The organism is Microbacterium enclense (genome assembly GCF_001456955.1).
GTDB lineage: Bacteria > Actinomycetota > Actinomycetes > Actinomycetales > Microbacteriaceae > Microbacterium > Microbacterium enclense.
Map to the genome: position 1 here is coordinate 154,816 of NZ_KQ758470.1, position 24,981 is coordinate 179,796.

General features: G+C 71.1%; 23 protein-coding genes and 1 tRNA gene. 19 read left to right on the forward strand and 5 right to left on the reverse strand.

Annotation, left to right across the window (positions count from 1 at the left end; translation table 11 throughout):
- Positions 1-11: 11 nt before the first annotated feature.
- Positions 12-84, forward strand: a tRNA-Arg gene (locus tag AS029_RS08630).
- A 54-nt stretch (positions 85-138) separates the two neighbouring features.
- On the opposite strand, the gene AS029_RS08635 is transcribed toward AS029_RS08630, so the two are convergent.
- Positions 139-336 (reverse strand): DUF2188 domain-containing protein, encoded by a 198-nt coding sequence (locus AS029_RS08635; RefSeq protein ID WP_139168081.1) that lies wholly within the window; start codon positions 334-336, stop codon positions 139-141.
- Positions 337-456: 120 nt separating this feature from the next.
- Here AS029_RS08635 and AS029_RS08640 point away from each other — a divergent pair, with 120 nt between their 5' ends.
- From AS029_RS08640 to AS029_RS08665, 6 genes are all read left to right on the forward strand, one after another.
- The gene (locus AS029_RS08640) at positions 457-711 is read left to right on the forward strand and encodes a DUF6458 family protein (protein WP_058232189.1); all 255 of its coding nucleotides are present in this window, start codon (positions 457-459) and stop codon (positions 709-711) included.
- Positions 712-742: 31 nt separating this feature from the next.
- A complete protein-coding gene (locus AS029_RS08645; protein ID WP_058232190.1) occupies positions 743-1,987 on the forward strand; it encodes a serine/threonine-protein kinase in 1,245 nt (414 codons plus the stop codon).
- On the forward strand, positions 1,984-2,517 hold the full coding sequence (locus AS029_RS08650) for a hypothetical protein (RefSeq protein WP_058232191.1): 534 nt from the start codon (positions 1,984-1,986) through the stop codon (positions 2,515-2,517). Before AS029_RS08645 ends, AS029_RS08650 begins: the two co-directional genes overlap by 4 nt.
- Before the next feature lie 54 nt (positions 2,518-2,571).
- Positions 2,572-3,381, forward strand: coding sequence for a transglutaminase-like domain-containing protein (locus tag AS029_RS08655; protein WP_058232192.1), 810 nt, complete (start codon positions 2,572-2,574; stop codon positions 3,379-3,381).
- 185 nt (positions 3,382-3,566) lie between these two features.
- On the forward strand, positions 3,567-5,231 hold the full coding sequence (gene argS, locus AS029_RS08660) for an arginine--tRNA ligase (protein ID WP_058232193.1): 1,665 nt from the start codon (positions 3,567-3,569) through the stop codon (positions 5,229-5,231).
- Positions 5,232-5,233: 2 nt separating this feature from the next.
- Positions 5,234-6,004 (forward strand): LmeA family phospholipid-binding protein, encoded by a 771-nt coding sequence (locus AS029_RS08665; RefSeq protein WP_058232194.1) that lies wholly within the window; start codon positions 5,234-5,236, stop codon positions 6,002-6,004.
- A 15-nt stretch (positions 6,005-6,019) separates the two neighbouring features.
- Here the strand turns inward: AS029_RS08665 and AS029_RS08670 are convergent, their stop codons facing one another.
- Positions 6,020-7,132 carry a hypothetical protein gene (locus tag AS029_RS08670; protein ID WP_139168072.1) on the reverse strand — a complete coding sequence of 371 codons (1,113 nt, stop codon included), beginning with the start codon at positions 7,130-7,132 and terminating at the stop codon, positions 6,020-6,022.
- Between the two features lie 268 nt (positions 7,133-7,400).
- Between AS029_RS08670 and lysA the strand changes: the two genes are divergently transcribed.
- The 7 genes from lysA to AS029_RS08705 all read left to right on the forward strand — a co-directional run bounded on the left by lysA (position 7,401) and on the right by AS029_RS08705 (position 17,232).
- Positions 7,401-8,831, forward strand: a complete 1,431-nt coding sequence (gene lysA, locus AS029_RS08675) for a diaminopimelate decarboxylase (protein ID WP_082642236.1) — start codon at positions 7,401-7,403, stop codon at positions 8,829-8,831.
- A complete protein-coding gene (locus tag AS029_RS08680) occupies positions 8,828-10,150 on the forward strand; it encodes a homoserine dehydrogenase (RefSeq protein ID WP_058232196.1) in 1,323 nt (440 codons plus the stop codon). Before lysA ends, AS029_RS08680 begins: the two co-directional genes overlap by 4 nt.
- A 2-nt stretch (positions 10,151-10,152) precedes the next feature.
- Complete coding sequence (gene thrC, locus AS029_RS08685) at positions 10,153-11,235, forward strand: threonine synthase (protein WP_058232197.1); 1,083 nt, start codon at positions 10,153-10,155, stop codon at positions 11,233-11,235.
- Positions 11,232-12,164, forward strand: coding sequence for a homoserine kinase (gene thrB, locus AS029_RS08690; RefSeq protein WP_058232198.1), 933 nt, complete (start codon positions 11,232-11,234; stop codon positions 12,162-12,164). The genes thrC and thrB overlap by 4 nt, the downstream gene beginning before the upstream one ends.
- Positions 12,165-12,314: 150 nt before the next feature.
- On the forward strand, positions 12,315-14,702 hold the full coding sequence (gene rho, locus AS029_RS08695; RefSeq protein WP_058232199.1) for a transcription termination factor Rho: 2,388 nt from the start codon (positions 12,315-12,317) through the stop codon (positions 14,700-14,702).
- A 33-nt stretch (positions 14,703-14,735) separates the two neighbouring features.
- Positions 14,736-15,812: a peptide chain release factor 1 gene (gene prfA / locus AS029_RS08700; RefSeq protein ID WP_058232473.1), complete on the forward strand. Its 1,077-nt coding sequence runs from the start codon at positions 14,736-14,738 to the stop codon at positions 15,810-15,812.
- Between the two features lie 589 nt (positions 15,813-16,401).
- A complete protein-coding gene (locus tag AS029_RS08705) occupies positions 16,402-17,232 on the forward strand; it encodes a hypothetical protein (RefSeq protein ID WP_058232200.1) in 831 nt (276 codons plus the stop codon).
- 270 nt (positions 17,233-17,502) lie between these two features.
- Here the strand turns inward: AS029_RS08705 and AS029_RS08710 are convergent, their stop codons facing one another.
- From AS029_RS08710 to cysK, 3 genes are all read right to left on the reverse strand, one after another.
- Positions 17,503-18,906, reverse strand: a complete 1,404-nt coding sequence (locus AS029_RS08710) for an amidase (RefSeq protein WP_058232201.1) — start codon at positions 18,904-18,906, stop codon at positions 17,503-17,505.
- Between the two features lie 76 nt (positions 18,907-18,982).
- Entirely contained in the window at positions 18,983-19,552 is a 570-nt protein-coding gene (gene epsC, locus AS029_RS08715; protein ID WP_058232202.1) for a serine O-acetyltransferase EpsC, read from the reverse strand.
- 2 nt (positions 19,553-19,554) lie between these two features.
- Positions 19,555-20,493 carry a cysteine synthase A gene (gene cysK / locus AS029_RS08720; protein ID WP_058232203.1) on the reverse strand — a complete coding sequence of 313 codons (939 nt, stop codon included), beginning with the start codon at positions 20,491-20,493 and terminating at the stop codon, positions 19,555-19,557.
- Between the two features lie 98 nt (positions 20,494-20,591).
- Here cysK and prmC point away from each other — a divergent pair, with 98 nt between their 5' ends.
- From prmC to atpB, 5 genes are all read left to right on the forward strand, one after another.
- On the forward strand, positions 20,592-21,482 hold the full coding sequence (prmC, locus tag AS029_RS08725) for a peptide chain release factor N(5)-glutamine methyltransferase (RefSeq protein ID WP_058232204.1): 891 nt from the start codon (positions 20,592-20,594) through the stop codon (positions 21,480-21,482).
- Positions 21,483-21,521: 39 nt separating this feature from the next.
- Positions 21,522-22,259, forward strand: coding sequence for an L-threonylcarbamoyladenylate synthase (locus tag AS029_RS08730; RefSeq protein ID WP_058232205.1), 738 nt, complete (start codon positions 21,522-21,524; stop codon positions 22,257-22,259).
- Positions 22,256-23,431, forward strand: a complete 1,176-nt coding sequence (locus AS029_RS08735) for an MraY family glycosyltransferase (RefSeq protein ID WP_058232206.1) — start codon at positions 22,256-22,258, stop codon at positions 23,429-23,431. The genes AS029_RS08730 and AS029_RS08735 overlap by 4 nt, the downstream gene beginning before the upstream one ends.
- Positions 23,428-23,916, forward strand: coding sequence for a Cg1360 family ATP-synthase-associated protein (locus AS029_RS08740; protein ID WP_058232207.1), 489 nt, complete (start codon positions 23,428-23,430; stop codon positions 23,914-23,916). Before AS029_RS08735 ends, AS029_RS08740 begins: the two co-directional genes overlap by 4 nt.
- A gap of 307 nt (positions 23,917-24,223) precedes the next feature.
- Positions 24,224-24,943, forward strand: coding sequence for a F0F1 ATP synthase subunit A (gene atpB, locus AS029_RS08745; RefSeq protein ID WP_414683038.1), 720 nt, complete (start codon positions 24,224-24,226; stop codon positions 24,941-24,943).
- The last annotated feature ends 38 nt before the right edge of the window (positions 24,944-24,981 follow it).

The window sequence follows — 24,981 nt, forward strand, 5'->3', positions numbered from 1 at the left end:
TGAAGCTGTCCGCCTCCGTAGCTCAGGGGATAGAGCGTTGGTTTCCGGTACCAAAGGTCGCAGGTTCGATTCCTGTCGGGGGCACAACGAACAGAAGGCCGCGATCACCGATCGCGGCCTTCGTCGTCTTCGCCGTCTTCACTCCTCGTCGGTGACCGCGCCGGTCGGCTCGGCATCCTTCACGAAGTGCTGCGAGCCGAGCTCGTCGGCGGTGGCGCGTCCCTGATCGACCGCCTCCTCCTTGCTCGAGAAGCTGGCCGACAGCTCGGGGCGGCCCTCGACCGCGTTCTCCCACTGGCCGCGGTTGGATCGGGTTGTCACGTCGTTCTGGCTCATGGCATCCATGTCACACCTCCGACGCGAAGCTCGCCCCCGTCTTGACACGCGTTGTCAAGAGCATCGGCCGGATGGGGGCCGTGTTGGCATGCTGGGTCGCACCTTCGAAAGGGGTTCGACATGAGTATCGGAGCCGGCATCGCCCTCTTCGTCATCGGGGCGATCCTCGCCTTCGCGGTGAACCTTCCCAACGAATACGTCAGCCTCAGCATGATCGGCTACATCATGATGGGCGCCGGCGTGGTCGTCTTCCTGATCGGCATCGTGCTGTTGGCGCGCCGCCGGCAGACCGACACGGTCACCCGCACCGAGAGCGCGGGCGGCGCCCAGGTCACCCGGTCGTCGACGCGTTCTTCGAACGACGACCTCGTCTGATGCGCGGGGGGACGACCCCCGGGGCGCCCTCGTGAGCGAGAGCAACCCGGCTGTCGCCGCGCGCGCCGAGGGAGAGCTGCTCGACGGGCGCTATCGGCTGGGCCGCCTCCTGGGCCGCGGCGGGTACGCGCGTGTATACGAAGCGGTCGACACGGCACTCGAGCGCACCGTGGCCCTCAAGATCATCGACGGCGACGGAGCCGATCCGGCCGACGTCGCTCGCGTGCGCTCCGAGATCCGCCTCCTTGCATCGCTGTCGCATCCCTCCCTGGTGACGCTGTACGACGCCAAGCTGGCCGGGAGCCCTGCGTATCTGGTCATGGAGCTGATCGCGGGCCCGACCCTGACCGACCGCATCGCTCGCGGCCCGCTCCCCGCACCCGAGGTGGCGCGCATCGGTCGGGAGATCGCCGAGGCGTTCGCCGTCATCCACGCGCGCGGCATCGTGCACCGCGACGTGAAGCCGTCGAACATCCTCATCCGCCCCGCCTCGCACACGGGCGAAACGCCTCGGGCCACCCTCGCCGACTTCGGCATCGCGGCGCTGGTGGGCGCCACGCGGGTCACGCAGGCCGACACCGTCATCGGCACCGCCGCCTACCTCAGCCCCGAACAGGCGAAGGGCACGCCCGCGGCCCCCTCCAGCGACGTATACGCGCTCGGGCTCGTCCTGCTCGAGGCGTTGACCGGAACCCGGCCGTTCGGGTCGCGGACGCCGCACGAAGCGCTCGCCGCCCGCCTCATCTCGCCGCCCGACATCCCCGCGGACGTGCCGCCGCCGTGGCGAGACGTCTTGCACCGCATGACCGCCCTCGAACCGGGCGAGAGACCGGATGCCGCGGGCGTCATCATGGCGCTGCGCACGCTCGCGGGCGGGTCGGCGGGCGCTTCATCGGTCGACGCGGCCACCGCGATCCTGCCGTCAGCGACCGCACCGACGCGCGCGTTCGGCGACGGCGACCGCACCGTCGCCCTGGCGCAGCCCGACGGCATCCGTTCGCCCGCGGCCGACGAACGCACGCGCGTGCTCTCCTCCGCTCCCGCCTCGTCCACGCCCGGTCGGCCTGCCTCGTCCCCGCCGGATCGCGATCCACGCCGCCGGTCGCGCACGGGTGTCATCGTGGCATCCGTCATCGCCGTCCTCCTCGCCGCGGGCGTGGCGGTGAGCGCGGTGGCGCTGGCGAACTCCGGCGCCAGCGCCGACCCGAACCTGCCGACGCTCCCGCAGCCGCTGGACCAGCACATGGACGACCTGTGGAAGGAAGTCGGACCGTGATCCGTCGCGCCGCCCCCGCTGCCGCGCTCGTGCTCGCCGCGGCCGTCGCGCTCGCCGCCTGCACGCCGCCGGCCGCCGAGCCCACCGCGTGGCAGCAATCCGTCCGGACCGTCGCCGAGCAGGCGTCCGCGGGCGATTACGCGTCGGCGCTCGCGAGCCTCGGCGCGCTCGAGGCCGACGTCATCGCCCGTCGCGACGCGGGCGAGATCACCACGGCGGAGGCCGACGCCATCCTGGCGCGCATCGCGACCGTCCGCGCCGACCTGACCACCCCCGCGCCCACGCCGTCGGCATCACCGACTCCCGAGCAGACGAGCGAACCGGAGGAGACGGTCGAGCCGGAGGAGACCGCCGAGCCCACGCCTTCCGAGACGGTCGAGCCGACCCCGTCCGAGCCGTCGGAGGTCGAGGAGACCACACCCGCGAACGGCAACGGGAACAAGGGCCCGGGAAGCGGTGGCCCCGGCGGGAAAGACGACAAGAAGCCCGGCGACGAAGGCTCACCGGGACCGGGCAAGAAAGACGGCTGAGCGGATTCCCGCCCGGTGGTCCCCGGGTGCTCGACAGCGTGCGAGGATTGCCCGGTGCCGCGCCGCGTGACCGCTGAACTCGACCTCGATCTGGGGTCGTCCGTCGACCTGATCCTCCAGATCACCGCGGCCCAGGGGGTGCCCGTCGCCGACGAGAAGCTCACCTTCTCGCAGGGCGAGCGCATCTACACGCCGACCGAGATCGTCGACCAGTCCGGCAGCCGTCTGCACCGCCTGACGGGGGAGCAGGGGCCGCTCTCGGTGCGCTACGAAGCGGTCGTGTCCGGGCCCTCGCAGAGCCCCCGTGCGAGCGATCTCGAGACCATCACGTACCTCCGCCCGAGCCGCTACTGCCAGTCCGACGAGGTCTTCGCCCAGGCGCGCCGCCAGTTCCGCGGGCTCGCCGGCGTCGAGCTGCTCGCCGCCGTGTCGAACTTCGTGGCATCCACCGTCACCTACACGCCCGGACTCAGCCTCGGCACCGACAGCGCCGTCACGACGCTGATGACCGGTCAGGGCGTCTGCCGCGACTACGCCCACGTCGTGATCGCGCTGCTGCGGGCCATGGACATGCCCGCTCGCTACGCCGCCTGCTACGCGCCCGGGCTCGAGCCGATGGACTTCCACGCCGTCGCCGAGGCCTACATCGACGGCATCTGGTACGTCGTCGACGCCACCCGTCTCGCCGACCGTCGCTCTCTCGTGCGCATCGCCACCGGGCGCGACGCCGCCGACTGCGCCTTCCTCAGCTACCACGGCGGGTATGTCGGACTCGAGCGCATGCACGTCGACGCCGTGCTCGAAGACGAGAACCCGGATGCCACGACCCCCGACGACCACGAAGCGCTCGTGCAGATCGGCTGACGCGTTCCGCCACCGCCCCCGTCGGCGTGTGCCGCGAAGGCCCCGGTCCCGCCGCGCGTGCACGACCCAGGAGTTTCGGACCTCGCCGACACACCGTCGCGTCTCACCGCCGCTCGCAACGGCGATTCTCCTGCGTCGTGTTCGCAGGCGGGAGGCGAGCCCGCTCCGCCTAGACTTGCAGGGCTATGGATCCCGCTGCCCTCTCCGCTGCCCTGCTCGCCGTCATCGCCCCGCTCGCGGAGGCGCGACGAGAGGGGTCCTCCGCCGGGATCACGGCCGCAGACCTGCCGCTCGAGCGCCCTAAGAACCGCGACCACGGCGACTGGGCGTCGAACGCCGCGCTGAAGCTGTCGAAGGTCGTCGGGGCGAACCCGCGCGAGTTCGCCGCGGAGGTCGCGGCGGGCCTCGAGGCCGTCGACGGCATCGCGAGCGTCGAGGTCGCCGGTCCCGGTTTCATCAACATCCGCCTCGACGCGGCCGCCGCGGGCGCGCTGGCGAAGACGATCGTCGACCAGGGTGCGTCCTTCGGCACCAACGACTCCCGTGCCGACGAGATCATCAACCTCGAGTTCGTCAGCGCCAACCCGACCGGTCCGATCCACCTCGGCGGCACGCGCTGGGCCGCCGCCGGCGACGCGCTCGCGCGCATCCTCTCGTCGCAGGGCGCCAAGGTCACCCGCGAGTACTACTTCAACGACCACGGCGCGCAGATCGACCGCTTCGCGCGCAGCCTCGTCGCCGCCCACCAGGGCGACCCGACCCCCGAAGACGGCTACGGCGGCGCGTACATCGGCGACATCGCCGCGCGCGTGGTCGAGGCGTATGACGGCGACATCGACGCCCTCGACGCGGATGCCAAGCAGGAGGCCTTCCGCGAGCTCGGCGTGACCCTCATGTTCGGCGAGATCAAGCAGTCGCTGCACGAGTTCGGCGTCGACTTCGACGTGTACTTCCACGAGAACGATCTGCACGACTCCGGCGCCGTCGACCGCGCCGTCGCGCGGCTGCGCGAGCTCGGCCACATCTTCGAGGCCGACGGCGCGACGTGGCTGCGCTCCACGGAGTTCGGCGATGACAAGGACCGCGTCATCATCAAGTCCGACGGGCAGCCCGCCTACATCTCGGGTGACCTGGCTTACTACCTCGACAAGCGCGAGCGCGGATTCAACCGCTGCATCATCATGCTCGGCGCCGACCACCACGGCTACGTCCAGCGCCTCATGGCGATGTGCGCCGCCTTCGGCGACGAGCCGCACGTCAACCTGCAGGTCTTGATCGGGCAGATGGTCAACCTCGTTCGCGACGGCCAGCCTCTGCGCATGTCGAAGCGCGCCGGCACCGTGGTCACCCTCGAAGACCTCGTCGAGATCGTCGGAGTGGATGCCGCCCGCTACGCCCTCACGCGCAGCTCGGCCGACTCGAACCTCGACATCGACCTCGACGTGCTGCAGAAGCGCACCAACGACAACCCGGTGTTCTACGTGCAGTACGCCCACGCGCGTACGCACAACGTGGCGCGCAACGCCGCCGCATCCGGGGTCGACCGGTCGGAGTTCGCGCCCGAACTGCTCGACCACGAGACCGAGTCGGCGCTGCTGGGCGCGCTCCAGGAGTTCCCCCGCATCGTCGCGTACGCCGCCGAGGTGCGCGAGCCGCACCGCGTCGCGCGGTACCTCGAGGAGCTCGCCGGTCTGTACCACCGCTGGTACGACAACTGCCGTGTCATCCCGCTGGGCGACGCCCCCGTCGAGCCGGTGCACCGCACCCGCCTGTGGCTCAACGACGCGACCGGTCAGGTGCTGCGCAACGGTCTGACCCTGCTCGGCGTCAGCGCTCCGGAGCGGATGTGACGATGACGGACGCCGCGGCGCCCCGCCGCAGGACGGGCCGCTGGATCGCGGTGATCGTCGTCGTGGTCGTGCTGCTCATCGGTGCGGTCGTGGCCGCGGAGTTCATCGCGCGCTCGGTCGTCACGAGCACCGTGCGCTCGCTCGTCGTGCAGAACCTCGGGATCCCCGACGATCAGGACGTGAACGTGCAGGTGGCGGGGCTCGTCCTGCCGCAGGTGATCACCGGCCGGCTCGACGAGGTCGCCGTCTCTTCCGACGACGTCACGCTGGGCCCGATCACGGGCGACGTGCGCGTCGACCTGCGCGGTGTGCCGGTGTCGGCGGGAGCCGCCGCCGACGGGGGAGTCGCCTCCGTGCGGCTCGATCAGGACCAGCTGCGGGCGCTCCTCGGCCAGCTGCCCGACCTGCCCGCCGGCACGTTGAGCGTCGCCGCGCCCGACGTGACCTTCGAGACGTCGCTGTCGCTGTTCGGTATCGCCATCCCCGTGGGCGTCGCCGTGACGCCCGGCGCGGCAGACGGCGATCTGACCCTGACCCCCGCGTCGTTCCAGGTCGCGGGCAACGAGCTCGACGCCGACACCCTCCGTGGTCAGTTCGGCGGTGTCGCCGACCCGATCCTGCAGACGCGGAGCCTGTGCATCGCCGATCGGCTCCCGGCCGGCTTGACCCTGACCTCGGCCACTGTGCAGGGGCAGGACCTCGTCGCCACCTTCGACGTCGCCGGGGGCATCGTCAACGACCCCGCCCTGCAGGCCGACGGCACCTGCGGCTGACGGCGTCGCTGCCGCTCACACCCCGACGGTGAGCAGGCCCGTCTCGATGAGCTGGGCCAGGATGCCGTCGACGCAGCGCTCGGCCTCGTCGTTGGCCTCACCGCCGGTGACGGCGCGCAGCAGGTCGTCGCGGGTGGCACCGTTCGCGGCGTCCCAGAGGAGGGGCGCGGCGCCCGCGAGAACGCGGAGAACCCCGCGTCCGTCCGCTTCCGCCGTGAGCACCGCGAGCCGGTCGTCGGGCAGCGGGAGGGCATCGACGACGGCGCTCCGGTGATAGCGGCGCGCAGCGACCGACGGCGGGGATGCCGTCTCGGCCGGCGGTGCGGGGTCGAGGGTGGCGGTGTCGGGCGAAGGCTGAGTCGCCGCGATGCCGACGTCGGCATCGCGGTGCGCCACCTTCGCAAGGAGGGCGACCAGCTCCTCCGCCTCGGTGTACTCCGCCCGCATCACTCCGCCGGTTCGCGACAGCACGTCCATGACCGTCCGCAGCGGGCGGGGCATCGAGGCCAGGGCACTCGAGTGCGGGGCGAGGAGGACGAGCGCGTCGGAAGCGGGTACGGGGGTGAGGCGCGCCCGTTCGCGGGTGTCGGAGCGATCGAGCAGAATGACGCGTCGGACGCGCAGGGGAGCATCGGGGAGAGGCCGGAGCCCCAGGTCGCGGGGCGCGTGCTGAACCTTGTACCCCTGGCCTTCGGTGATGACGGAAAGAGGCTTGCGGTAGGCGTGCACGCGTCCGTCGGCGGCGATGCCGACGGTCTCGTCGGAGACGTAGCCCCATGTCCGCGCGAGCAGTCGCGTGGCGGTCGTCTTCCCCGCGCCGGAGGGCCCCACGAGCACGGTGACACCGCCGTCGTCGGCGGCGAGACCCGCCGCATGCAGCATCCACAGCTCGCCCCGCCGTGCCCGGATCGCCGCCTGCGTCACCGCGCTCGACAGGTCCGACAGCGTCTGCCCCTCGCGGTCGCTGGAAACCGGGGCGATCGTCACGTCCGCCTCCGTGCCGTCGACGCGGGCATCGTGCCAGGCGCGGGTGACGGTGTCGCGGTCGGGGGGAGTCAGACCGGACAGGTCGATGCCGACACGAACGCCGACGGCGTCGACGACGAGCACGGGGGGAGCGGATGCCACGGCGAAACCATATTCCGCGTCGTACCGCACGGCGGGCGTCGTCTCCGCACCGACCGCTGTGACGAAACTGCATCGCCCGAAAGGTCGCCCGAGGAGGCCTGCAAGCTCACCCCACCTCCCGTGCGTCCGCGGCATCGTCCGCCGACGGGAAGGGAGCGGCATACGCCGTGCCCTAGACTGCAAGCACCACCTCCTCGCGTGACTCTCCGCGGAGGTGGGAGCCGTGATCCGCGGCCGTCGCGTCGCCGCAAACCCGATTGGTCCCCCTGTGTCCGCCTCGCACTCCGCGCTCGTGCCCGAGTGGCTCACCGCCCCGGCTCACGCGAACGAGCTCGTCGCCCCTGTCTGGCCCGCATCCGCCCGTCGCGTCGACGACGGCTCGGTCGAGATCGGCGGGGTGTCGGTCTTCGACCTGCGCGACCGCTTCGGCACACCGCTCTACGTGCTCGACGAAATCGAGGTGCGCGCGCACGCGAGCCGTGCACGCGCCGCTTTCGACTCCGCCGCCGAACGACACGGCATCCGGGCCCGCGTCTACTACGCCGGCAAGGCGTTCCTCTCGACCGAGGTCGTGCGCTGGGTCGTCGACGAGGGGCTCGCCGTCGATGTCTGCACCCGCGGCGAACTCGAGGTCGCCCTCGCGGCGGGAGCCGAGCCCGGGCGTCTGGGCTTCCACGGCAACAACAAGAGCGTCGGCGAGCTCGAGCGCGCGGTCGAGGTCGGCATCGGCTCGGTCGTCGTCGACAGCCCCATCGAGATCGAGCGCCTGGCCGCCATCGCCGATCGTCGCGGAGCGGTGCAGTCGGTCCTCGTGCGCGTGCGCACGGGTGTCCACGCCGAAACCCACGCGTTCCTCGCCACCGCACACGAAGACCAGAAGTTCGGCTTCTCGCTCGAGGGCGCGGTCGAGGCCGTCGCGCGCATCCGCGAGCTCCCGAGCCTGCGGTTCGTCGGGCTCCACGCGCACATCGGTTCGCAGATCTTCGACTCCTCCGGCTTCCGTAAGTCGGCGGCGCGACTGGTCGACCTGCACGCCGATCTGCTGGCCGGAGGAGAGATCCCGCTGCTCAACGTCGGCGGCGGATTCGGCATCTCGTACACCTCCGTCGACGACCCCAAGCCCATCGAAGAGATCGCCGACGGCATTCTGGATGCCATCGCCGACGAGTGCGCGGTGCGCGGCATCCCGATGCCCGACGTCGCCACCGAACCCGGCCGCGTCATCGTCGGCCAGGCCGGGGTCACCCTCTACGAGGTGGGAACGGTCAAGACCGTCGCAGCATCCGAGGACCTCGAGCGCACCTACGTCAGCGTCGACGGCGGCATGAGCGACAACGCCCGCCCCGCCCTGTACGGCGCCGACTTCTCGGCACGTCTGGTGTCGCGGGTGAGCCACGAGGAGCCGGCGCTCGCGCGCGTCGTCGGCCGGCACTGCGAGTCGGGCGACATCGTCGTCGATGCCGAATACCTCCCGCGCGATGTGACCCCGGGCGACCTGCTCGGCGTCCCCGCGACCGGCGCCTACTGCTTCTCGCTCGCGAACAACTACAACTACACCCCCCGTCCGCCGGTCGTCGCCGTCCGAGACGGACACGCGCGCGTCATCGTCCGCGGCGAGACCGTCGACGACCTGCTCTCGCGCGACGCCGGCCTCACGGCATCCGACACGACCGCCACACCCCACGGAGACACCGAATGACCGACTACCGCACGCTCCGCGTGGCGCTCCTCGGCGCCGGCGCCGTCGGCTCGCAGGTCGCCGATCTGCTGCTCAAGCACGGCGACGAACTCGCCGATCGCGCCGGAGCGAAGCTCGAGCTCGCCGGCATCGCGGTGCGCAACCTCGACTCCAAGCGCGACGCCGACCTGCCCCGCGAGCTCTTCACGACGGATGCCGAGACCCTCATCGTCGGCAGCGACATCGTCATCGAGCTGATGGGCGGCATCGAGCCGGCCCGCACGCAGGTGCTGCACGCGATCGCCTCGGGCGCCGATGTCGTCACGGCGAACAAGGCGCTGCTGGCCACCCACGGGTCCGAGGTCTTCGAGGCCGCCGACCAGGTCGGCGCCGAGGTGTACTACGAGGCCGCCGCCGCCGGTGCCATCCCGATCATCCGGCCGCTGCGCGACTCGCTCGCCGGCGACCGCGTCGTGCGCATCATGGGCATCGTCAACGGCACGACGAACTACATCCTCGACCGCATGGACACCGAGGGCGCCGACTTCGCCGACGTGCTCGCGCAGGCGCAGGCCCTCGGGTACGCGGAGGCCGACCCCACCGCCGACGTCGAGGGCTACGACGCCGCGCAGAAGGCCGCGATCCTCGCCAGCCTCGCGTTCCACACCACCGTCCCCCTGGATGCCGTGCACCGCGAGGGCATCACCTCGGTCGACGCCGCGATGATCGAGTCGGCGCGTCACGCCGGCTACGTGATCAAGCTCCTCGCCGTCTGCGAGCGCCTCACGGCCGAGGACGGCTCGGAATCGATCTCCGTGCGCGTCTACCCCGCGCTCGTCGAGCGCACCCACCCGCTCGCGAGCGTCCACGGCGCGAACAACGCCGTGTTCGTCCAGGCCGAAGCCGCGGGCGACCTCATGTTCTACGGCGCCGGTGCCGGCGGCGTGCAGACCGCCTCCGCCGTGCTCGGCGACGTCGTCTCGGCCGCGCGCCGCCACATCGCCGGCGGCGTGGGCGTGGGGGAGTCGACCCGTGCGAACCTCCCCGCCGTGCCGATCGGACACGTCATCACGCGTTACCAGATCACCCTCGAGGTCGACGACAAGCCGGGCGTGCTCGCCACCGTCGCCGGCATCCTCAGCGAAGGACGCGTGTCGATCGCGACCGTCGAGCAGACCGTCATCGAGGCGGACCAGACCACTCAGACCGGCGGCTCCGCCCGCCTGGTCATCGGAACACACAAGGCCCGCGAGCAGGACCTGAGCGAGACCGTCGAGCGTCTCGCCGCGAGCGGCGTCGTCGAGCGCGTGGTGTCCGTGCTGCGCGTGGAAGGGAACTGATCATGGCTCACCTCTGGCGCGGAGTCCTCCGCGAATACGCCGACCGCCTGGGCGTCACCGACGCCTCCACCGTCGTCACGCTCGGCGAGGGCGGTACGCCCCTCATCCCCGCTCCCGCCCTGTCGCGTCGCACCGGCGCCGATGTCTGGGTGAAGTTCGAGGGTATGAACCCCACCGGTTCGTTCAAGGACCGCGGCATGACCGTCGCGCTCTCGCGCGCCGTCGAGCACGGCGCCAAGGCGGTCATCTGCGCCTCCACGGGCAACACCTCGGCCTCGGCCGCCGCATACGCCGCGCACGCCGGCATCACCGCCGCCGTCCTCGTGCCCGAGGGCAAGATCGCCATGGGCAAGCTCAGCCAGGCCGTGGCCCACAACGGTCGGCTCATCCAGATCCGCGGCAACTTCGACGACTGCCTCGAGATCGCTCGCGAGCTCGCCGATCACTACCCGGTGCACCTGGTCAACTCGGTCAACCCGGATCGCATCGAGGGCCAGAAGACCGCGGCGTACGAGGTCGTCGAGCAGCTCGGCGACGCCCCCGACTTCCACTTCATCCCGGTGGGCAACGCCGGCAACTACACCGCTTACTCGCGCGGCTACCGCGAGGAGGCCGCGCGCGGCGTCGCGACGCGCGTGCCCCGCATGTTCGGCTTCCAGGCCGCAGGCTCCGCCCCGCTCGTGCGCGGCGAGGTCGTGAAGAACCCCGAGACGATCGCCAGCGCGATCCGCATCGGCAACCCCGCCTCGTGGGAGCTGGCGCTCGAAGCGCGCGACGCCACCGACGGCTACTTCGGCGCGATCGACGACGCCGGCATCCTCGAGGCGCAGAAGATCCTCGCCGGCGAGGTGGGCGTCTTCGTCGAGCCCGCCTCGGCGATCAGCGTCGCGGGTCTGCTCGAGCGCGCCGAGGCGGGCCTCGTCCCCGCCGGGGCGAAGGTCGTGCTGACCGTCACCGGCCACGGTCTGAAGGACCCCCAGTGGGCTCTGCGCCAGGCCGACGGCTCCGACGTCACGCCCACCGTCGTCGACGCGACCACCTCGGAGGTCGCCTCCGTGCTCGACCTGCAGCCGGTGACCGCGTGAGCTCAGGCCCCGGTCGCCGGGTCGCGGTCCGCGTTCCCGCCACGAGCGCGAACCTCGGCCCCGGCTTCGACACCCTCGGTCTGGCGCTGAGCGTCTACGACGACCTCGTCGTCGAGCAGATCGACGACAACCGCCTCGAGATCGAGGTCTCGGGCGAGGGCACGGCCGACGTGCCGCGCGACGCGTCGCACCTCGTCGTGCGCGCGATGGCGCACACGTACGCATCGGTCGGCCGTACCCTGCCCGGGCTTCGGCTGACCGCCCACAACGTCATCCCGCACGGGCGCGGCATGGGGTCGTCGGGGGCGGCGGTGGTCGCCGGCATCCTGGCGGCCAAGGGCCTGCTCGAGGGCGAGGCGCACTTCAGCGATGTGGATCTGCTGCGCTTGGCCACCGAGATGGAGGGGCACCCCGACAACGTCGCGCCCGGCCTCTTCGGCGGTCTCACGATCGCGTGGATGGATGCCGAGGGCCCGCAGCACAAGCAGCTCATCGTGCACCGCGGTGTGTCGCCGCTGGTGTTCGTGCCGAGCTTCACGATGTCGACCGCCGTCGCCCGCAGCCTGCAGCCGCTGCAGGTGCCGCGAGAAGACGCCGTGTTCAACGTCTCGCGTTCGGCGCTGCTGATCGCCGCGATGACGCAGAGCCCCGAGCTGCTGATGGCCGCCACCGAAGACAAGCTGCACCAGAACTATCGCGCGCAGGCGATGCCCGAGACCGACCGCCTCGTGCGCGCGCTCCGCGCCGAGGGATACGCGGCCGTCGTCTCGGGCGCCGGCCCCAGCGTGCTGGTGCTCGCCGACGGGCCGGGGCAGCGCCTCGCGGCGGCGGATCTTATGGCATCCGTGGTCGACACCCCGTGGCAGGCGCTCATGCTCGCCGTCGACGTCAAGGGTGGTACAGTGAAAAACGCAGAGGGTTCCGCGTAACTTCGCGAATCTGAGCCTCTGCACCACTGCGAAATCCGCAACACATCGCGAACCCGGTATCGGCTGCAATCTCCCGAACCGCTGGTGTCTCTTCGTCTGCGATCTGCACGCCGAAGCGCGATCTGACACGTTTCATTCTGAGGAGCACTCGTGGAGTCCATCTCCGAGACCCAGTCCGTCGACGCGCCCGAGGGCGCTGAGAACCCCGCCGACGAGCAGCCCACGGCTGACGCGCAGGGCACCGACAACCCGGGCACCGACACCGATCAGGCCGCCGTCGACACCGAGCAGACCGAGGGCACGGACGCCCCGGATGCCGCTGCGGCCGACGCCGACGCGCAGCCCGAGGCGCTGTTCACCGACGAGGCGCTCGCCGCCGACGGTGCGGCCGCCGCCGCCGACGCCGACGCGGCGCCGGCCGCCTCCGACGCCGACGCGGCGCCCTCGGCGGACGCAGCGGCTGAGGGATCGACCGCAACGGACGGCGAGGCCGCCGTCGAGCCGGCCGAGGCTGCCGCCGAGCCGGCTGATGCCGCTGCTGCCGAGCCGGCCGAGGCCCCCGCCGCCGAGCCGGCCGAGGCCGCTGACGCCCAGCCGGCCGAGGCCGCTGCCGAGCCGGCCGAGGCCGCTGCCCCGGCCGAGGAGCCCGCGCCGGCCGAGAAGCCCGCCCGCGCCCCGCGCAAGCGCGCCCCCCGTCGTGCGACCACCGCCACCGCAAAGGAGAAGGCCGCTGCCGCCGAGGCTGCCGCTGCCGAGCCGGCAGCCGCCCCCGAGGAGCCCGCCGCTGAGGGCGCCGATGCGCCCGCCGCCGACGTGGCCGCTCCCGAGGCCGCGTCCGACGAGACGCCGACCACCCCGGTCACGACGGCCGCCGACGTGGCCGACGACGTCGCGGTCGCGACCGAGACCCCGGTCGTCGACACCGAGACGCCCGCTGCAGACGCCGCCGCGCCGCAGGCCGACACGGCCGACGCAGAGGCCGGCGAGACCGACGCCGCGGCATCCGAGACCGCCGAGCAGACCGACGAGGCCCCGGCCCGCGGCCGTGGCCGCAGCCGTTCGCGCTCGCGCAACCGCAACCGGTCGGACGCGACGGCGGACAAGGCCGAGGTGCCCGCCGACGAGGCCGACGCCGCGCAGCAGGGTGCGCAGCGCGACAACGCGCAGCAGAACGCCCCGCGCGAGAACACCGCCCGCGAGAACGCCGCCCGTGAGAACGCGCAGCAGGGCGGCGCGCAGCGCGACAACGCGCAGCAGAACGGCCAGCAGGCCCAGCAGCAGCAGGGAGCGGCGAACAGCCGCAACCGTCAGCGCAACAAGCGCCGCGGCCAGAACACCACGGGCGACGAATTCGAAACCGAGATCGGCGAGGACGACGTCCTCATCCCCATCGCCGGTGTCCTCGATGTGCTCGACAACTACGCGTTCGTGCGCACCACCGGCTACCTGCCCGGCCCGAGCGATGTCTACGTCTCGCTCGGCCAGGTGAAGAAGTACAACCTGCGCAAGGGCGACGCGGTCGTCGGCGCCATCAAGCAGCCCCGCGACGGCGACCAGCAGGGACGCCAGAAGTACAACGCGCTCGTGCAGGTCGACTCGATCAACGGTCTGTCGGTCGACGATGCGGCCGCGCGCGTCGAGTTCACCAACCTCACGCCGCTGTACCCCCAGGAGCGCCTGCGCCTGGAGACCGGACCCGAGAAGCTCACGCAGCGCATCATCGACCTGGTCGCACCGGTCGGCAAGGGCCAGCGCGGGCTGATCGTGGCGCCCCCGAAGGCCGGCAAGACGATCGTGCTGCAGCAGATCGCGAACGCGATCGCGACGAACAACCCCGAGGTCCACCTCATGGTCGTGCTCGTCGACGAGCGTCCCGAAGAGGTCACCGACATGCAGCGCACGGTCCGTGGCGAGGTCATCGCCTCGACCTTCGACCGCCCGGCCGAAGACCACACCACGGTCGCCGAGCTCGCCATCGAGCGCGCGAAGCGCCTGGTGGAGCTCGGCCGCGACGTCGTCGTGCTGCTCGACTCGATCACCCGCCTCGGTCGCGCCTACAACCTCGCCGCCCCCACCTCGGGACGCGTGCTGAGCGGTGGCGTCGACGCCTCGGCGCTGTACCCGCCCAAGCGCTTCTTCGGCGCGGCGCGCAACATCGAGAACGGCGGCTCGCTCACGATCCTCGCCACCGCGCTGGTCGAGACCGGCTCGAAGATGGACGACGTGATCTTCGAGGAGTTCAAGGGCACCGGCAACAGCGAGCTGCGTCTGAACCGACAGCTCGCCGACAAGCGCATCTTCCCGGCGGTCGACGTCAACGCCTCCAGCACGCGCCGCGAGGAGATGCTGCTGTCGAACGACGAGGTCAAGATCACCTGGAAGCTGCGTCGCGCGCTGGCCGGCCTCGAGCCGCAGCAGGCGCTCGAGGTCGTGCTCGGCAAGCTCAAAGAGACCCAGTCGAACGTCGAGTTCCTCGTGCAGATGCAGAAGTCGATCCCGGCGCCCGCGCGCGGCGGTGACGACAACAGCATCCGCTGACCCGTGTCCGCTGAGCGTGCCGAAGCGTCCGGCATCTTCGAGTCCGTCCGCGGACTGATCGATGAGCACCGGCAGGTCGAGCTCGAGCTCAACGACCCGGCCGTCCACGCCGACGCCGCACGCGCCAAGCGCGTCAACCGGCGGTACGCCGAACTGAACCGCATCGTGCACGCGTACGAGGCCTGGGTCTCGGCATCCGATGATCTGGTTGCCGCCCGCGAGCTCGCCCGAGAAGACGAGGCGTTCGCCGACGAGGTTCCGGGGCTGGAGGGGCGGGTCGCCGAGACGCAGGAGCGTCTGCGGCGCCTGCTCATCCCGCGCGACCCCGACGACGCGCGCGACGTGATCATGGAGATCAAGGGCGGCGAGGGGGGAGCGGAGAGCGCGCTCTTCGCGGCCGACCTGCTGCGGATGTACCTGCAGTACGCGGCATCCATGGGGTGGAAGACGGAGCTTCTCGAACGCACCGAGTCCGACCTCGGCGGCTACAAAGACGTCCAGGTCGCGATCAAGGGGTCGTCGAGCGACCCCGCGCAGGGCGTGTGGGCCCACCTGAAGTACGAGGGCGGCGTGCACCGCGTGCAGCGCGTGCCGGCGACCGAGTCGCAGGGGCGCATCCACACCTCGACGACCGGGGTGCTCGTCTTCCCCGAGGTCGACGAGCCCGAAGAGGTCGCGATCGATCCGAACGACCTCAAGATCGACGTCTTCCGCTCGTCGGGCCCCGGCGGGCAGTCGGTGAACACGACCGACTCGGCCGTTCGCATCACCCACGTGCCGACGGGCATCGTCGTGTCGATGCAGAACGAGAAGTCGCAGCTGCAGAACCGCGAGGCCGGCATGCGCGTCCTGCGCGCCCGCCTGCTCGCCAAGCAGCAGGAGGAACGCGATGCCGTCGCCGCCGACGCGCGCCGGTCGCAGATCCGCGGCATGGACCGCTCGGAGCGCATCCGCACGTACAACTTCCCCGAGAACCGCATCGCGGATCACCGCACCAGCTACAAGGCCTACAACCTCGACCAGGTGATGGACGGCGCCCTCGGCCCGATCATCGAGTCGGCGATCAGCGCCGACGAAGAGGCCCGCCTCGCCGCCCTCGCCGACGGCTGACCTCGCCGCGCCCCCGCTCCCTCCCTCCGCCCGTCGCGCTCGCTCCGCCCGTCGCGCCTGCTTTGCCCGTTGCGCTCGCTCCGCCCGTACGGTGACCTGCGCCTCGTGGTCGCGGGGGTGCGGCTTCGCCGGGCATACGCCGCGAGTCATCGGGGGTAGAGCGCGGGTTCTCCGGTGACTTGCGTCTTGTGGTGGCGGGGGTGGGGCTTTCGCGGGCATTGGCCGCGAGTCATCGGGGGCAGAGCGCGGGTTCCCCGGTGACTTGCGTCTTGTGGTCGCGGGGGTGCGGCTTTCGCGGGCATAGGCCGCGAGTCATCGGTGGCGGTGTGCGGTTTTCTCGGTGGCTTGCGTCTTGTGGTTGCGGGGGTGCGGCTTTCGCGGGCGGAGGCCGCGAGTCATCGGGGGCGCACGTCACAGGACGACGGGCGGGGCTGTGGACAACGGGAGCGGCGCGCGAGCGGTCGGCAGCAAGATATCGGGATGCCGCTGACTTCCTCACGCGTTTCTCTCGGCGGAGGCCCGCCGAGCCGGGGCGACGCGGCGATTCGTCGACGCGGCGGAGTGGGACCGGCCTTTCCGCGGAGTTCGGATGCCGCGATCGGACCCCGACCCGGCTCTGCACCCGGCCCAGCAGCGCGAGCACAGCATCCTTGCGAAGGTGGACGCATACCGCACGATCATGGGTGGCGGCGCGTTCTTCTCGCACACCACGGCCGCGTTGCTGTGGGGGCTTCCTCTCCCGCCGCTGGCGGACGAAGATCTGCACGTCGCCGTACCGCATCCCGCTCGAGCACCCGAGGGACGCGGGGTTCGTGGGCACCAACTGCACTCCCGAGGTGTTTCCATCGTCTCGTCGGAGTCCGGCGTCCGTCTCACCGACCCGGCGACCACCTGGACACTCCTCGGCTCGACGCTCCGGCATCCCTATGACCTCATCGCCGTCGGGGATGCGGTCGTGTCGCCCATCCGCGTCGCAGGGCCGCACGGACGTATCGTCCGCGAGGCGTTCGCCTCCGTCGCCGACGTGAGCCGCGTCGTCGAGGCGGTCACCAAGCGTCGCGGTATCGTCGCGGTCCGCGAGGCGCTTCCGCGTGTGCGCTCGGGCGTGCGGTCACGACCCGAATCGTGGACGAGGCTCACCCTCGTCGATGCCGGACTCCCGGAACCCGAGCTCAACCACGACGTCTACGACGCCGCCGGATTCGTGGCGTGTGTCGACCTCGCCTATCCCGATCGCCGCGTCGGGGTCGAGTACGAGGGCGATCAGCATCGCACGGACGCCGCGCAGTGGCAGCGCGACATCGAGCGCTATGAGCGGCTCGCCGTCGCCGGGTGGCGGATGGTTCGCGTCACGCGCGACATGCTCTTCCAGCGCCCCGCGCACGTAGCCCGCCTGGTGGCGGACGCTATGGGTCGTTAGGGCCCGGATGCCATGAGGTGCGGCTCATGTCCGCTCGAGGGGCTGTCGGTGGTGCAGAGGGCGCAAGCCACCGGGGGAGGAGAAGACGAAGGAGCGCACGCCGAGGGCGGGAAGAGCGGGGAGGAGCGTTAGGCGTCCAGGCCGGAGGGGGAGAGACGGTGGCGCGCACGCCGAGGGCGGGGAGAGAGAGGAGGAGCGTCAGTCATCCCAGGCCGGAGGGGGGAGAGACGGTGGCGCGCACGCCGAGGGCGGGGAGAGAGAGGAGGAACGTCAGTCATCCCAGGCCGGAGGGTGGGGGAGAGGGCCACGGCGCTGCTCGAGGTGCGCGGCCACCGACAACAGGGTCGCCTCGCCGCCGGGACGGCCGACGAGTTGCACCGACACAGGGTGTCCAGTGGCATCCGTCGTCACGGGAAGCGTCAGCGCCGGCAGGCCGGCGACGTTGACGAAGCTCGAGTAGGGGGCGTACTCGACCTGCATCGCGAACGTGCGCCCCGGCGAGTGACCCGCGTACGCGCCCACCGGTTGCGGGGCCTGCGCCAGAGCCGGCGTGAGCACGACGTCGAAGGCCGCGAAGTCGGCGATCGTCCGTCGCTCGAACGCCCGGGCCGCGGCCAGCCCGTCGAGCACGTGCAGAGCAGACAACCGTCGCCCCTCCTCGACGAGCCAGGCGGTGAGGGGCTCGACGAGGGTCGCGTCCTCCTGGGTGAGCGGGATCCGCGCGGCGCTCGCGCGCCACAGCACGTGGAACAGCGCGGCGTAGCCCCGTGGATGCCATTCGGCATCCGTCACGGCGTGTCCGGCGTCGTCGAGCCAACCGCGCGCCGTCTCGAAGGCCGCACGGTGAACGGAGTCGAGGCGGATGTCTTCGTCGTCGTCCCACGGCGACACCGTCGTCGTGCCGACCCGGAGCGGCGCGGAGGTGCGACGGGCCGCGTCGACGAAGGGCCCCGATCCCGGCGCCGCCGTCGCGTAGGTGAACGGGGCCAGACCGACCAGCGCGTCGAGGAGGAATCCGGCGTCCTCGACGGAGCGGGCGATCGGACCGGTCACCGACAGACCGTCGGGGGAGTCGAATCCGGAGCCGATCGGTAGGCGTCCGCGGGAGGGCTTGAGCCCGACGACACCGACGGTGGCCGACGGGATGCGGATCGACCCGCCGCCGTCGGAGCCCACGGCCGCGGGAAGCAGACCGGCCGCCACCGCGACGGCCGCTCCACCGCTGGACCCCCCGGCGCCGGCCGAGAGGCGCCACGGATCGCGGGCGGGGGCGTGGATGAGCGGTTCGGTGAAGCCGGTCAGACCGAACTCCGACGTGCTCGTCTTGCCCACGTTGACAGCACCGGCGGCGTCCATCGCCTCGGCGAGAGGGTCGGATGCCGTCGGCACATGGTGCACGCGGGACCGCGAGCCGTAGCGGGTGGGGACTCCCGCGCGGGCGACGAGGTCTTTGTCGGCGAGCGGGATGCCCCACAGCGGGCCACGCGGCGGGTGCTCCTCGAGCTCCGCGACGCGGCGCGCCGCGTCATCCGGAGTCACCGCGGCGAAGGCGCCGAGGTCGGCGTGGCGCTCGATGCGGTCGAGGTAATGGCCGACGAGCTCACCGGGCGCGAGGCGGCCGGCGCAGAGTTGCGCCACCTGCGCGGCCAGAGTCACATCGTGCAGCCGCGTCATCCCTCGAGCCTAGGCGTCACGACGCCGACGAGACCCCCGGTAGCCCCAGTCGCGCGAGGGGCCGCCGGGCCGAGGGTCAGATCCAGTACTCCGGCGTCGTCAGCAGGGCACGGGTGTCTTCGCCGGCGCGCCGCGTGCGCGCCTTCGCCGGCACCCCGACGAGCACGCTGTCAGCCGGTGCGTCGCGCGTGACCACGGCGTTCGCACCCACCACGGTCCCCGCCCCCAAGGTGATGGGGCCGAGGATCTTCGCGCCGGCGCCGACGGCCACGCCGTCGTGCAGGGTGGGATGCCTCTTGCCCCCCTCGCGCTGACGCCCACCGAGGGTGACGCCGTGATACAGCATCACGTCGTCTCCGACCTCGGCCGTCTCGCCGACGACGACACCCATGCCGTGGTCGATGAAGAAACGGCGGCCGATCGTCGCGCCCGGGTGGATCTCGACGCCGGTGAGCCATCGGGTCACCTGCGACAGGGCCCGCGCGGGGAAGCGCAGGCCCCGTCGCCAGAGGCGATTCGCGATGCGATACGACCAGACGGCGTGCAAGCCGGGGTACAGCAGGGCGATCTCCAGCCCGCCGCGCGCCGCGGGGTCGCGGAGCTTGGCGGAGGAGATGTCTTCGCGGATACGGGAGAGGACCCCCACCGTCAGTCTTCGCGCAGGTGCTCGTACAGCGCGGTCGACAGGTAGCGCTCGCCGTAGGACGGGATGATCACGACGATGTTCTTGCCCGCGGCCTCGGGGCGACGGGCGACCTCGAGGGCGGCCCAGATGGCGGCACCCGACGACATGCCGACGAGGATGCCGTCTTTGGCGGCCGTCTCGCGGGCGAGGCGGATGGCGTCGTCGAACTCGACGTCGATGACCTCGTCGAGGATGTCGCGGTCGAGGATCTCGGGGACGAAGTTGGGACCGATGCCCTGGATCTTGTGGGGGCCGGGGTGGCCCTTGGTGAGGATGGGCGAGTCGGCGGGCTCGACCGCGACGATCTGCACGCCCGGGACGCGCTCCTTCAGCACCTGGCCGACGCCGGTGATGGTGCCGCCCGTGCCGATGCCGGCGACGAAGTAGTCGACCTTGCCCTCGGTGTCGCGCAGGATCTCTTCGGCGGTGGTCTTGCGGTGGATGGCCGGGTTGGCCTCATTCTCGAACTGGCGGGCCCAGACGGCACCGGGGGTCTCGGAGACGATGCGCTTGGCCTCGTCGACGGCGAGCTTCATGCCCTTGGTGGGGTCGGTGAGCACGAGCTCGGCGCCGAAGGCCTTCAGCAGGATGCGGCGCTCCTTCGACATCGACGCGGGCATGGTGAGGATGACCTTGTAGCCGCGCGCCGCGCCGACCATGGCGAGGGCGATCCCGGTGTTGCCGCTGGTGGACTCGACGATCGTGCCGCCCGGCTTGAGCTCACCCGATGCCTCGGCTGCGTCGACGATCGCGATACCCAGGCGGTCCTTGACGCTGGAGGCCGGGTTGTAGAACTCGAGCTTCAGCAGGATCTGGGCCTCGGTGCCCTCCGCGACGCGGTTCAGCCGCACGAGAGGGGTGTCGCCGAACGCGGAGGTGATGTCGGAGTGAATGCCGGGCATGGGGCGCCTTTCGCCGTCGATCAGAACGTGATGATCCTAGGGGAGGCCTCCGACACCGGTTCTTGTATGACGTTGCGCTACTAAACTGGCTCTTCGTCATGCCCGAGACGCTCTCGCCCCCGCCTTCCCCCGCTCTCGTCAGCGACCTCGTCCGCGACACCGCCCGGCGCTTCGCCGCGGCCGGAGTCCCCGACGCCCAGGTCGACGCCGAGCTGCTCGTCGCACACGTGCTCGAGACCTCGCGCGGAGGCGTGCAGGCCGCGGCCGTGCGCGGCGACCGGATGCCGGATACCGCCGCCACCGCTCTCGCCCCCCTCGTCGACCGGCGGTGCCAGCGCGAGCCGCTCCAGCACCTGACCGGTGTGGCGCCGTTCCGCTCGCTCGAGCTCGCCGTCGGACCGGGCGTGTTCGTGCCCCGACCCGAGACCGAGATGGTGGCCCAGCTCGCGATCGACGCCCTGCGCGCCGTGGCATCCGACTCTCCGATCGCCGTGGACCTGGGAACGGGGTCGGGCGCGATCGCGCTGGCGATGGCGACGGAGGTGCCGCACGCGCGCGTCTTCGCCGCCGAGAACTCCGTCGACGCCTTCATCTGGACCAAGCACAACGTCGCGCGTGTCGGCGCGGACAACCTCACCCTCGCCTTCGCAGACCTCGCCGTGGCGTTCCCGGAGCTGGACGGCACGGTGTCGGTCGTGGCATCCAACCCGCCCTATGTTCCCGACGACGCGATCCCGCGCGATCCCGAGGTGCGGCTCTACGACCCGCCGGCCGCACTGTACGGCGGACCGGACGGTCTGGATGCCGTGCGCCGGCTCAGCGAGGTCGGCCTGCGCCTGGCCCACCCCGGCGGCACCATCGTGATCGAACACGGCGAGTGGCAGGGGGCGGCGATCCGCGAGATCCTCACGGCCGACGGGTGGCGCTCGGCGGCCACGCACCAGGACCTCACGCTCCGCGATCGCGCGACCGTCGCCGTCCGCCCCTGATCACGCACCCCGCGCCGCCCGGCTAGACTGGCGCGCGACATGTCACCCGTCTACGACTGCCGTGACGAGTCGCAGCTGCTGTCCGGGATGCGCCACGCGCGTCAGGCGATCGGCCGAGGCGAACTCGTCGTGCTCCCCACCGACACCGTCTACGGAATCGCCGCCGACGCGTTCAACGCGCGCGCCGTCGCGGGCCTCCTCGAAGCGAAGGGGCGGGGCCGCCAGCAGCCACCGCCCGTCCTCGTGGCCGGCGTCGCGACCCTTCGCGCCCTGGTCGCCGAGATCCCGCCCGCGGTCGATGACCTGGTGCGCGAGTTCTGGCCCGGCGGCCTGACCATCGTCCTGCCCGCACAGCCCTCGCTGTCGTGGGATCTCGGCGACACCCACGGCACGGTGGCCGTGCGCATGCCCGCGCAGAAGCTCACCCTCGAGCTGCTGGAGGAGACGGGCCCGCTCGCCGTCTCGAGCGCGAACCTCACCGGCATGGCGGCCGCCGTCGACATCGACTCCGCGCGCGACATGCTGCGTGACAGCGTCGCCGCCTACCTCGACGCCGGCCCCAGCGAGACGGGGATCGCCTCGACCATCGTGGATGCCACCACTCTCGTGGGCGGTGCGGAGCCGCAGGTGCGCGTGCTGCGCGAGGGCGCCATCTCGCGCGCGCAGCTGCGTGCGGTGCTCGGCGACCTGCTCGAGCCCGACCCCGTCGACGACACCGTCGCCCCCGCCGAGCCATCGATCGCGCCGACACCGGATGCCGAGGCGCCGGGTCCGTGACCCAGTATCTCCTCATCATCCTCTTCACGGCGGCGGTCACGCTCGCGCTGTCGTGGGTGGTGTGGAAGCTCGCCCTGCGCTTCAAGCTGTATCCCGGCATCCGGGATCGCGACGTGCACCAGACGCCCACACCGCGCTTGGGGGGAGTGGCGATGTTCCTCGGCGTCGTCGCCGCCTTCGCCCTCTCCAGCAGGAATCCGTATTTCGCGATCCTCTGGGCCGATCCCGTCCCGGTGCTGTCACTGCTGGGAGCGGTGCTGCTCATCGTCCTCATCGGTGTGGCGGACGACCTCTGGGATCTCGACTGGATGATCAAGCTCGGCGCGCAGTTCGTCGCCGCAGGCATCATCGCGTGGTTCGGTCAGCTGCAGATCCTGTCGCTGCCCATCGGGGCGCTGACCGTCGGCTCCAGCTGGGTGAGCTTCCTCCTCACCGTGTTCGCGCTCGTGGTGGTCATGAACGCGGTCAACTTCATCGACGGTCTCAACGGTCTCGTCGCGGGCGTCTGCCTCATCGCCAACGGCGTCTTCTTCGCCTACTCGTACCTGCTCGTGCGAGACACCGGAGCGAGCACCTACTTCAACCTCGCATCCTTCATCGCCGCGGTGCTGATCGGTGCCTGCCTCGGCTTCCTGCCGATGAACTGGACCCCGGCGAAGCTCTTCATGGGCGACGCGGGCGCGCTGATGCTCGGCCTGCTCATGGCCAGCTCGGCGATCGCGATCACCGGACAGCTCGACCCGGCCGTGCTCGACCCCGAGAAGATCGGCCGCTCGCAGCTGCTCGGTGCGTTCATCCCGATTCTGCTGCCCGTGGTGATCGTGCTGCTGCCGCTGCTCGACTTCGGACTGGCCGTGGCACGTCGGCAGTGGGCGGGCCGATCGCCGTTCTCGCCCGACCGCAAGCACCTGCACCACCGCATGCTCGACATGGGGCACACCGATCGCGACGCGGTGCTCATCTTCTACAGCTGGACCGCGGTGGTGAGCCTGGCGTTCCTGCTGATGTACATCGGCACCCAGCAGAGCTGGCCCGGTGACTACGCCATCGGCATCGTCTTCGGCGCGACCGGAGTGGCCGCGTGCGCCGTCCTGACCCTCCTTCCCTCACAGCATCGTCTGCGGCGCTTGTCCCGCCGCGTCCGACCGACCCGACCGGAGACCCCCTCATGAGCAGTACCGCTCCCGACGCCCGCCGTCCCCTCTCGAGTACGCCGGTGCTTCGCACCGCGCTGGTGTGGGGCGGTATCGTCACCGTCGTCCTGCTGGTGATCGGCGCCGTCGTCGGCTTCCTGATCGGGGGAGCGCCCGGTCTCGGCAGTGCGCTCGCCGGCGTCGCCGTCAGCGCGATCTTCCTCGCGGTCACCGCGACCAGCATCCTCGTCGCGAACCGGTGGTACGGCGACGCCCTGTACGTTCCGATCTTCTTCGGAATCGTCCTCGGCGGATGGCTGCTCAAGCTCGTGCTGTTCATCGTCGCCATCGCCGTGCTGCGCGGGCAGGACTGGGTCGACCTCGTCGTCTTCTACGTGGCGCTCGTGGTGAGCGTCCTCGCGTCGCTGGCGGTCGACGTCGTCGTGCTCATGAAGATGCGCGTCCCCAGCGCGAGCGATGTGACCCTGCCCACCGACCCGGAGGTCGGCGATCGGCGCGCGTGAGAAGCCGCGCATAGCCGACCCGCGTGCGCGTCCCCGCACGTTAGTCCGGCGCCGAGACGATCGCTCCGCCGGACGCATGGACAGCCTGGGAGTTTGATAGGGTGGCATAAGTACCCACCCGCGATAGGAACTCTCCTCCAGGTCTGCACATCGGGTACCATCACCGACCATCGTCGCAACGGTTCATACCGATGCCCCGAAGCTGGAGCCAGCGCTGACTACTCAAGCTGCGACCCTGATCACGAACTTCGCGTCCGCGGGTGCCGAGTTCCACCCGCCGTCCATCTCGGAGTTCTTCCCCGACGCGGTGCTGTTCGAGGGCACGATCTTCGCGATCACGCGCATCAACCTCACGCAGATGCTGGCGACGCTGGCCCTCGTGCTCTTCCTCGTGCTCGGCACGCGTCGCATGAAGGTCGTCCCCGGTCGCTTCCAGAGCGTCGCCGAGATGGGCCTCGACTTCGTCCGCGTCAACATCGCCGAAGACATCCTCGGGCGCAAGGACGGCAAGCGCTTCCTGCCGATCCTCACCACGATCTTCTTCATGGTGCTGTTCATGAACATCACGGGTGTCATCCCGTTCCTGAACATCGCCGGCACGAGCGTCATCGCCGTGCCCATGCTGCTCGCGATCGTCGCCTACGTCACCTTCATCTACGCCGGCATCAAGAAGAGCCCCGGTGGCTTCTTCAAGAACGCGCTGCTGCCCTCGGGCGTGCCGTGGCCGCTGTACATCATCATCGTGCCGCTCGAGTTCCTCTCGACCTTCATCATCCGCCCCGTCACGCTGACGCTGCGTCTGCTGATGAACATGGTCGTCGGCCACCTGATGCTGGTCCTGTTCTTCTCGGCGACCCAGTTCTTCGTCGTCGACCTCGGCGGCTGGTGGACCGCGCTCGGCGCCGGCTCCCTCGCCTTCGGCTTTGCCTTCACCCTGTTCGAAATCTTCGTCGCCTTCCTCCAGGCGTACGTCTTCGCGATCCTCACCGCGGTCTATATCCAGCTCGCGGTCGCAGAAGAGCACTGAGCGGCCCGGCGCACGCCGAGCCACCCAACGAAAGGAAA

Bases quoted from the DNA above. Each gene is read 5' to 3' on its own strand.
- AS029_RS08635 (WP_139168081.1), bottom strand. From the start codon at position 336: ATGAGCCAGAACGACGTGACAACCCGATCCAACCGCGGCCAGTGGGAG.
- AS029_RS08640 (WP_058232189.1), top strand. From the start codon at position 457: ATGAGTATCGGAGCCGGCATCGCCCTCTTCGTCATCGGGGCGATCCTC.
- argS (WP_058232193.1), top strand. From the start codon at position 3,567: ATGGATCCCGCTGCCCTCTCCGCTGCCCTGCTCGCCGTCATCGCCCCG.
- AS029_RS08665 (WP_058232194.1), top strand. From the start codon at position 5,234: ATGACGGACGCCGCGGCGCCCCGCCGCAGGACGGGCCGCTGGATCGCG.
- AS029_RS08680 (WP_058232196.1), top strand. From the start codon at position 8,828: ATGACCGACTACCGCACGCTCCGCGTGGCGCTCCTCGGCGCCGGCGCC.
- thrC (WP_058232197.1), top strand. From the start codon at position 10,153: ATGGCTCACCTCTGGCGCGGAGTCCTCCGCGAATACGCCGACCGCCTG.
- AS029_RS08705 (WP_058232200.1), top strand. From the start codon at position 16,402: ATGCCGCGATCGGACCCCGACCCGGCTCTGCACCCGGCCCAGCAGCGC.
- AS029_RS08710 (WP_058232201.1), bottom strand. From the start codon at position 18,906: ATGACGCGGCTGCACGATGTGACTCTGGCCGCGCAGGTGGCGCAACTC.
- cysK (WP_058232203.1), bottom strand. From the start codon at position 20,493: ATGCCCGGCATTCACTCCGACATCACCTCCGCGTTCGGCGACACCCCT.
- prmC (WP_058232204.1), top strand. From the start codon at position 20,592: ATGCCCGAGACGCTCTCGCCCCCGCCTTCCCCCGCTCTCGTCAGCGAC.
- AS029_RS08730 (WP_058232205.1), top strand. From the start codon at position 21,522: ATGTCACCCGTCTACGACTGCCGTGACGAGTCGCAGCTGCTGTCCGGG.
- AS029_RS08740 (WP_058232207.1), top strand. From the start codon at position 23,428: ATGAGCAGTACCGCTCCCGACGCCCGCCGTCCCCTCTCGAGTACGCCG.